The organism is Pelagicoccus sp. SDUM812002, assembly GCF_031127835.1.
Lineage (GTDB): Bacteria > Verrucomicrobiota > Verrucomicrobiia > Opitutales > Opitutaceae > Pelagicoccus.
Map to the genome: position 1 here is coordinate 1 of NZ_JARXHX010000040.1, position 7,920 is coordinate 7,920.

General features: G+C 50.7%; 5 protein-coding genes and 1 pseudogene. 1 reads left to right on the top strand and 5 read right to left on the bottom strand.

All coding sequences use genetic code 11. The features are described from left to right. A pseudogene (locus QEH53_RS23085) lies at nucleotides 1-379 on the bottom strand (hypothetical protein); the annotation flags it as partial. 409 nt (nucleotides 380-788) lie between these two features. On the opposite strand from QEH53_RS23085, the gene QEH53_RS23090 reads away from it, so the two are divergent. Then, nucleotides 789-2,321, top strand: a complete 1,533-nt coding sequence (locus QEH53_RS23090; protein WP_309025604.1) for a lipopolysaccharide biosynthesis protein — start codon at nucleotides 789-791, stop codon at nucleotides 2,319-2,321. Nucleotides 2,322-2,408: 87 nt separating this feature from the next. Here the strand turns inward: QEH53_RS23090 and QEH53_RS23095 are convergent, their stop codons facing one another. The 4 genes from QEH53_RS23095 to QEH53_RS23110 all read right to left on the bottom strand — a co-directional run bounded on the left by QEH53_RS23095 (nucleotide 2,409) and on the right by QEH53_RS23110 (nucleotide 7,221). Further along, nucleotides 2,409-3,521: a glycosyltransferase family 4 protein gene (locus tag QEH53_RS23095; RefSeq protein ID WP_309025605.1), complete on the bottom strand. Its 1,113-nt coding sequence runs from the start codon at nucleotides 3,519-3,521 to the stop codon at nucleotides 2,409-2,411. A gap of 69 nt (nucleotides 3,522-3,590) precedes the next feature. After that, nucleotides 3,591-5,177: a lipopolysaccharide biosynthesis protein gene (locus QEH53_RS23100; RefSeq protein WP_309025606.1), complete on the bottom strand. Its 1,587-nt coding sequence runs from the start codon at nucleotides 5,175-5,177 to the stop codon at nucleotides 3,591-3,593. A 13-nt stretch (nucleotides 5,178-5,190) separates the two neighbouring features. Further along, the gene (locus tag QEH53_RS23105; protein WP_309025607.1) at nucleotides 5,191-6,207 is read right to left on the bottom strand and encodes a glycosyltransferase; all 1,017 of its coding nucleotides are present in this window, start codon (nucleotides 6,205-6,207) and stop codon (nucleotides 5,191-5,193) included. Between the two features lie 6 nt (nucleotides 6,208-6,213). Next, nucleotides 6,214-7,221: a glycosyltransferase family A protein gene (locus tag QEH53_RS23110; RefSeq protein ID WP_309025608.1), complete on the bottom strand. Its 1,008-nt coding sequence runs from the start codon at nucleotides 7,219-7,221 to the stop codon at nucleotides 6,214-6,216. Nucleotides 7,222-7,920 lie beyond the last annotated feature (699 nt).

The window sequence follows — 7,920 nt, forward strand, 5'->3', positions numbered from 1 at the left end:
TCGTAGATGCTACCACGCCATCAAAGCAGTCCAAGTGCTTTGCTATGGAGTGGGCGAGCTTTTCATTAGCCCCTGTGCATAGGTAAACTTTACGTGTTTTGCGAGCCTCCCTTATATATTTCAGAATCTCCGTGTTGTAGGGCAGTAGGGAGACCTTCAGCTCGTTCTCAGCCATCAGGCGCGCTTTGAATGAAGCCTTTCCCTCGAGGATCCAAAACGGTATGGAGACTGCTTTGAGGGGACTCTTTTTCAGCGTTTTCAAGACTAGCTCATGCAAGCTGTCTGTGCGAATCAGAGTTCCGTCAAGATCCACGCACAAAGGTAGTTGATTCGTTGCCAGGGGGGGGCTTTCGACAAATGTCTCTTCTTCCTGATTCATTGAGATTCCTTGCTTGTTGTGGGAGCTAAGATGCTGCAGTGGGTACTCATTCCCGGCAATGTGTTTTTACAATCTATGTTTGGTGGGTGCATGCCTAGATTGGCTCAGCATTGTTGGCGCTTTTCAATGTCTCAGAATCTGCAGATTGCAATGCGATCCTTGGCAGACATCGTCAATGTTCGATTTGGGTTTAGGAGATTTTCCCTACGATTGGAGAGAATCTGCGGAGGTTAGACCGAGGAAGGAGACGTTTGGTCGGCGGGGCGGGGCGCCTTTAGCGTACATTGTCTAGGTGGGCACAAATAGCTTGCGCTACGGATCTTTCGAAACGTTCTTTGCTCCATTTTTAGAAGTGACGACTCGGTTGGAACGACCAGCTCGAGTCCGTATTTGCAGACAAGCAATTACTATGAAATCGAAATCTAGAAGCCATCAGCAGAAAGGGGACTCATATTTCAGCACTGAGCATTTAAATGCGGATTTGGGTAAGCGTTCCGCTAGGAGCGGGGCCGTTACAGTGGTAATTCAGGGTTCCAAGTTTGTTTTGACCATGGCAACTACTTCCGTCTTGGCGAGAATTCTGGTGCCAGAGGACTTCGGCCTGCTCGCGATGGTCGGATCGGTTTTGGTCTTCGTTGCCATGTTCCAAGATGCTGGTTTGTCGATGGCGACGGTGCAGAAGGACCGCATCAATCATGAGCAGGTTTCGATGCTGTTCTGGCTCAACACGGCGGCCGGAACCTTGGTCGCGGGGCTCATCGTCGCGTTGTCACCTGTAATCGCTCTGGTATTTGGAGATGACCGGCTCGGGCCGATCGCAATGGCCTTGGCTATCCCGACGTTTCTAAGCGGAGTTTGTGCTCAGCATGGTGCGTTGCTGCAGCGACAGATGCGATTCGGTACGGAGCAGGGAATCATGATCGCGAGTCAGGTTGTCGGGTCTCTCGTCGCAATCGCTTCCGCTCTTCACGGGGCTGGGTATTGGTCGTTGGTTTTGAAGGTAGTGTCAGCGGCAGTATTAGTGGTCGTTTTGCGCTGGTTTGCGTCGGGCTGGACTCCTAGCCTGCCGAAGAGGGGGTCCGGAGCTCGAGAGATGGTGCACTTTGGGGCTCACCTTACCGCAGGAAATTTTTTCATGACCGCGACGCGAAATGTAGACACTCTACTGTTGGGGTACTTCCTGGGTCCTATTGTCACGGGGCTCTATTCCAAGGCCTATGGATTGCTTATGCTACCTGTTCGGGAGATCAATAAGCCTATGGGAATCGTGGCGCTCCCCACCTTGAGCCGGCTGCAGGGAGACCCTGAGCGCTTCCGGCGTTTCTATCTGCGGGGCTTGGAGCTCGTATGTTGCCTCAGCATGCCCATTGTCGCCTACGCGGCCGTGGCGGCGGATGAAGTTGTGCTTCTCGTTCTCGGTCCATCGTGGATGGGAACGGTAGATATTTTCCGTGCCTTGGCTCCTGCTGCTTTCATGGGAGCAACGAACGTGGCGACGGGATGGCTATTTGTTCCGATGGGAAGGGGCAAGGATCAATTCCTCTTAACTTTGATCGGTTCAGTAGTCACCGTTGCTGGTTTCATTGTGGGACTGCAGTGGGGAGCGATTGGGGTTGCGGCATCTTTCAGCGTGACCTCCGTCTGTTTGAAGGTACCGGGTCTGATGTATGCGACGAAGGGAAGTCCAGTTTCTCTTCTAGACATTGCCCGTATCGCGGTACGGTCTGTAGTCGCTTCTGCAGTTGCTTCCGTAGTACTCCTCGCTTTTGAGCGACGCCAAGATTTCGAGAATGTGTTCTTTGAAAACTGCGCCTTTTTCGGAATTTTCATATCCGTATTCGCGTTGACGGTATTGGCGTTGCCGGGCGGCCGAGGCTTCGCTCGGGAACTCTCTGAGTTGTTGTCGAAAGTCCTGTCTGGTCGGAAAAACCGAAGCTCTTAGTTTGCGGCTTAGGGGGGAGAAGAACGGGTTCGAGGCGGATTCGAGGCCGTAATAGACAAATTACGTTGGCTTAGTTTCTGAACTGAGTTAGAGGCTTCCAGAGGCAACTGAATATAGCAGTTGCTCCAGTTTAGCGGAGAGTTTTGATGCTTCGAACTGCTCCATTGCGATTTCTCTGCCAGCAAGTCCCAAGCGCTTTCGTAGTGTATCGTCGACCGCCAGCTGTTTCATGGCTTCCAAAGTGCTCTCAACGGACCTTTGGGCTACAACTAGTCCGTTTACTTTGTTTTTGATTTGGTCCGAGAGTCCGCCCGAGTCTGTAACAATAACTGGCAGGGAAGTAAGTGATGCTTCTGTGACTGAAACGCCGAAGCCTTCAAACCAACCAGATTCATGGTCTAGGGAGTGCTGTATGAATACGCTTGAATTTTTGACCAAGGCTCTCACCTCCGCCTCAGATTTTTCGCCGTGGAAAGTAATCAGCTCAGGCGAGTTCGCTCCTCTCGCCAGTTCTTTTAGTAGTGGTTCCAGTGTACCGCTCCCCACGACGTGCAATTCTATATCGTCGCGTTCCTTGGCTAGTTCGAGGAATGCCTTGACCACAATATCGACTCCCTTCCATTCGACGAGGCGGGAGACGGTGATGAATTTGCATCTTTCTTTGAGACCAGATGAATAGTCTTTGGGTGTGAATAACTCTGCTGGGGCTCCGCAAGGGATCAGGTGTATTCGATCCTTTGGGACACCCAATCCTTGCAGAGCCTCGACTTGCTTGGTGCCGACGGCAACGCAAGCGGTGAATCGGGGAAGGTTTTTTCTGAGGCTCCATCGATAGTATTTATTGTTCCTGAGGGACGAGGATATATCGGCTCCATGGAAGTGGGCGACCAGAGGAATTCCGTTGGCCTGGGCCAGCGGTAACATCCTCAGGGCAACGTGACCGTAGTGGCAAAGGATCGCGTCTACCGGGGTCTCGTCTTGCATAGCCGCGGCAATATCTTCGCTCTCACGAGGTGTTGGTAGAAAGAAATTACCACTCAGGGTGCCTCTCAAACGTTGGGTCAACTTGCTGGTAAGTGACTTATCATTATCGAAGTCTCGTTTTAAGTCATGGACGCGAAACTCCCCGCTATCGAAATTCGTTCGCCAAGTCAGGAATCTCGGATTCAGCTGAGAGAAATTCCTCGCTTGGCGATTCATCCAAATTTCGCTCGTAAGTCCATATTCTCGACATGCTATTAGGAGGTTTTTAGGTCCAGTCATTGATTGTTACTTCTTCTTTTTCAGAAAAGACTCGATAAGTGTATTTTTTGATGAGTAGAGGAAGGACCTTCCGCCGGGAATAATCAAGATTGATACTAGGTAACATACTAAAAAGGCCACCAAATTGATGATGATGGCTAGTAGGTCTGACTTTATTGGGATTAATAGCGGTTTTGCTAACCAAAGCGCCCCTCCGCTTGCGAGGCATGCCAGAAATGGGCGAAACGGGATTAGTAATGTCGCTGAAAGTGAAACCGGGCTGTCTTTCGTTGCATAGCTCAACTCGGGAACGGTTTTCAATACGCAGGCTGCACTATAAGCGTACGCGACACCCATTGCTCCCCATCGTATGCCAATCGCGAAGGCTGCGATGGTTAAAGTAGAACTCACCAAGGTGACGTACAGCTCTTTCTTTGTGCGTCCGAGGGGATGAAATAACCAACCGGCTGCAACGCTAAATGTGCCTAAGATTGCCGCCGGGGCGAGGGCCCTAAATATCCCAACTGTGTCGGTCCACTGCTCGCCCAGCACGACCATAACTATATCCTCTGCTGCCACAAAGCAAAATGTTACGATTGGCATGCCGCAAAAGACTAGCATCTCAACCCCTTTGTAGTAGAATCCTGCGAAACGTTGAGGCTCGTTTTGAAGTCGGCTCAAACTGGGAATGGCGACGCGACCTATGGGCATATTTATCTGTCGGATCGGCATCAATAGCAAGTTGTACGCTTTCGAATAGAGTCCCAAGGCGACTGGGCCAGCGAAGGCTCCAATCAGAATGTTGTCTACGTTGCGGGCCATCTGGTTCACGAAACTGCTTCCAGTCAGGAAGGCTCCGAATTTCAACATTCCGCTAACTCCTGTGCCTTTTCGCGGTAGGCCAGGAATCCATCGCACACTAAGCCAGAAGCAGACGACGATAGTTGAGGTCATCGCGATCTCTTTATACACGAGTGCCCAATACCCGTGCCCTAGCTTTGCGAATACAACTGCTACTATGATGCTCACAATCATCGCGAATAGTATTACTACTTGCTCCGTGCCGAATCGCATTTGTCGGGTGAGTAGGGCACCGTGTTGCGATCCAAAACCACTTATTATCATAGGTACTGACAAGGCCATGGTCACCGCTGTTAGTCTTGGCTCACCGTATAGAAGGGCGACAAGGGGTGCTATCGCTATGGTCAAGATCCCCACGCATGTGCTAGCGGCGCAATTAATCCAGTACAAGGTTGAGACTTGTTCATGTGTTATATGCTCCCTTTGGACTGTTGCTACGGAGAGACCCATGCTTTGGAATATGTTTACAAAGACGAGAATAGATTGAGTCATCGCAATTAGGCCGAAGTCTTCCGGCGCAAGCAGTCGCGCCAAAACCATAGTCGAGCCCATGTTGATGACGAAGCGAAGACCCTGAGAAACCATCGTGACCGTTCCGCTTCTTACTGATCGGCCTTTAAGGTCCGCCCTCAGGTGATCAGTGTCAAAGTGTCGCGTTTGTTTTGATCGTTTTTCAGATTCTCCAGATGTATCAACCATAGGACTAGAATTGGATCCCCAAGCTAGCTTCCGCTCGGGTAACCTTTCTTGCATTCATGCGGTCAGCCTAGCGAATGCGAGACCAGAGGGATCTGAGGGTCGCCTTGCCAGCCCACAAGAGTTTTCCGAGGCTGCTTTTATGGAGGTTTCGAGATCCCGGGCATATAATCCCTATGTTGGCCATTTCATAGAGGGCAGATGGTCGATTCGCTGCCAGGATTTTGACGGCTGCCTCGAGCAAATCTTTGCTAGAGTTTAGATCCGAAGCTTCGTAGACATGGTAAACGGGCATGTTTAATTGCCGTCTGTACAGCTCGTCGACCAGTTGTTTGAAGGGTGGTTCGAAATCCTGATACACCTCTGTGGCGCTAGCGTAAGCTCTCAATATTCTCGCGAAGCTCAACGCGTTTCCCGCGGACTTTGTAGCGGCGTTGTCGTGTTGTACGTAGTTGTAAAGCATTTCCTGAATCGTTACGACTTTGTTTGCTTCGGCGAGGCAGCCGATGAGCATTAGTGTGTCTTCCACTGCGTCCGGTCGCCATCCCCAGTCTTGCTCTGCGAATTTGAGGGCAAGTTCCCTTTGGATAAGTTTGTTCCAGAGTGCGGCTGTCCCGAGCCGGAGGTTACAGAATTCTTCAAACGCTGAGGGCCCTGCCAGTTCTTGGTATTTGAATTTGGTTTTGTACCCGAGCTTCTTGCCGGCCGCGTCTACCAAGTAGCTTCCACCGATCACAATATCTGCTTGGGTCTTTCTACAATGCTTCGAGAGATTCTCGATCATATCTGGTTCGGACCAGTCGTCGGAATCCGAGAATGCCAGATACCTTCCCCTCGCAGCCTTCATTCCATCCAGCCGGGCTGCGTGTACTCCCTCGTTTTGACTCTTGTCAACAATTCGGAGGGTTGGCGTGTTGCTGGCTATCTGTTTTAGGATTGCCAAGGAGTTGTCAGGAGAAGCGTCGTTGACCGCGATTATTTCTAAGTTTGGGTACGTTTGCTTCGTCAGCGAATCGATGCATCTGCTGATCGTGGCAGCTGCTTTATACACGGGCACGATGACCGATACGAAAGGTGAGTCTGACATAGTAGTTTACGTTTTTCGTTTGTTTGAATCACTTATCTTTTCGGTCCAGATCTCTCGATGGGAATTCAGGTACGCCAAGTTGAAAGCGAGCCACCGGCAAGCTTCAACCTGCTTCCGATATCGTCGGGAAAGGTCGGAATCCAATCTCGCTAACTGGCCAGCTGCTGCATTTTTAATGCAGGCCGCCATTTTGTTTAGCTTCCACAGGAATTTCGATTTGCGGTAAAGGCTCTCGTTGTCGAAACTAGGTGCTACGTGGGCGAGGTATCTTCCGTGCGTTTTAGCCCGCTTCCTGACATAGTCTGGTACGATTTGCTCCTCGGTTACGTAGTGCCCGACACTGCAGCCTGAAACATACCTTATTTCAAAACCATTATCTTTCAGCATCTGCAGGAACGATGTCTCGCTCCCCATGATTCTTTTGCGGCCGTCTGGGACGGGCCCGATGCGTTCGTTGTAACGAAAGCCACGCTCCTTAAACAGGTTCGATCTTACCCAAAAATTGGGTCCGATCGGGTAAGAGCCTTGCGAATAGGTTCTATCGTCAGGACCGTAATCGTGTTGCGGGTATATTACCTTTTCTAAGGATTTGGCCCAGCCCGGAGCGGAGTCCGGCCAAACCATGTGAACCGGGCCTCCAAACGCTTTTGTCTCAGGATACCTCCGGAGCGACTCCACGACCGTTACAAGCCAGTCTTTCGGGGGTGCTACGTCATCGTCCGTGAATAACACCACATCCCCAATTTCTGCATTATCCAGCGCATTGTTTAACGCCCGGTTTTTTCCGGGCTTTTCTTCGAATATGACCGTCAGAGGAAGTGTCTTTAGAAACTTCGAGCATACCTGGTCTGTGGTATCTGAGCAGTTGTTGTTGACCACTACGAGATTCCATCGGAGACCTGAGCAATCTAAGGAACTGAAGTTGTCCAAGGTTTTGGCAAGCACCGCGCATCGATTGTAGGTGGAAAGTATAACTGTTATATGTGGGACGTCAGGGCGATTGAGCGTACTCACGGATGTTGCATGGTCAGGTGGCTGTTTTTGATGGTTGACTGGATGAAGCTCCAATCGGCGTCTGAAGCAAGAACTTCCATGCATTCTTCACAGAAACACGAAACCGCCGTATTGCGCTAGTGTATTTGTGGATAGGAATACCGCGTTGATGGGCGGAAATGCCCCTCTGGAGCCTGAATGCGCCCGTTCGTTGTTATCGCGAGTCGGGAGAATTGACGGGGTAGGGTTCGAAGTTTAGCAGGATGTTATTTTAATCGCACTAATGTCCTAATTTTTGTGTTCAACCGCCAATTACGATCAGGGCGTTCGCTTAGATAATCGGTGAAATTCGCTAATTTTTGCCGATTATTATTGCTCAAAAAAGATCTTTTCGACTCGGTCGCGCTGTCCTTCAAAGTTCGTAAAGTACAGTCGAGAATCAAAAAAGTTTGGAACCTAATCACCTCATTGCGGTGTCTCGGCTGTCCACTTGTTCCTGTCGAAAGCCGTCATCAGACAGCACAACGTTGCTCCTCACCTATTCACCTAATATGTTCCTCAGTTTAGCCAACTTCGCCCGCGGCCTAATCGCGGTATCTGTAATTCTGTGCTTATGTCTCCCTGTCCCTTCCCGCGAGCTTTCCGTCGAGGCTTCCGGCTCGGACCGCGAGGTCCGGCAGGACGGCTCGATGGGCTGGCACGCCGAGTCGAGCTACCGCG

Bases quoted from the DNA above. Each gene is read 5' to 3' on its own strand.
- QEH53_RS23095 (WP_309025605.1), bottom strand. From the start codon at position 3,521: ATGAATCGCCAAGCGAGGAATTTCTCTCAGCTGAATCCGAGATTCCTG.
- QEH53_RS23105 (WP_309025607.1), bottom strand. From the start codon at position 6,207: ATGTCAGACTCACCTTTCGTATCGGTCATCGTGCCCGTGTATAAAGCA.
- QEH53_RS23090 (WP_309025604.1), top strand. From the start codon at position 789: ATGAAATCGAAATCTAGAAGCCATCAGCAGAAAGGGGACTCATATTTC.
- QEH53_RS23100 (WP_309025606.1), bottom strand. From the start codon at position 5,177: ATGCAAGAAAGGTTACCCGAGCGGAAGCTAGCTTGGGGATCCAATTCT.